Origin of the sequence: Mesorhizobium sp. M7A.F.Ca.US.011.01.1.1, from assembly GCF_003998295.1 — a bacterium.
In the GTDB taxonomy this organism is placed as follows: Bacteria; Pseudomonadota; Alphaproteobacteria; order Rhizobiales; family Rhizobiaceae; genus Mesorhizobium.
This window is the reverse complement of the sequence record NZ_RZRT01000260.1, coordinates 1-437: the sequence shown is the minus strand read 5'-3', so window position 1 is coordinate 437 and position 437 is coordinate 1. Positions and strand designations below refer to the sequence as shown.

The window sequence follows — 437 nt, the reverse complement described above, 5'->3', positions numbered from 1 at the left end:
CGATCGCGGTGTAGAACGCGACCGCCCAGCCGCGTGCATCGGGAACGATGACCTTGCCGGCCGCCACCTCCCACAGGAAGAAAGGCAGCGAAGTGGCAAGTGCGGCAATCGACAGCGCCAGCATCAGGCTCTGCCAGCGTATGGCCGGCTTCAGCCGCAGCCCGACCGAGTAGAAGCTGTAGCAAAGCACCGCGATCAGCATGATGGCGTCGCCGAAATTGAGATCCAGCCTGAGGAGCTGGCGCAGATCGCCATTGCTGGCGGTCAGGGCGACACCGATGATCGTCAGCACGACGCCGGCGATCTGCACCCGGTTCACACGCAGGCGAAACAGCACGAAATTGGCGAGGATGATCACGATCGGTATCGCCGCCTGCTCGATCGAGACGGTGATCGCCGTGGTGTAGTTGAGCGCCGTGTAGAAGATGGCATTGAAG

At 62.2% G+C, this 437-nt stretch carries 1 protein-coding gene; it reads right to left on the bottom strand.

Annotation, left to right across the window (positions count from 1 at the left end; all coding sequences use genetic code 11):
• A partial coding sequence (locus EOA13_RS37640) for an EamA family transporter (protein ID WP_164780701.1) occupies nucleotides 1–437 on the bottom strand: 437 nt, incomplete at both ends.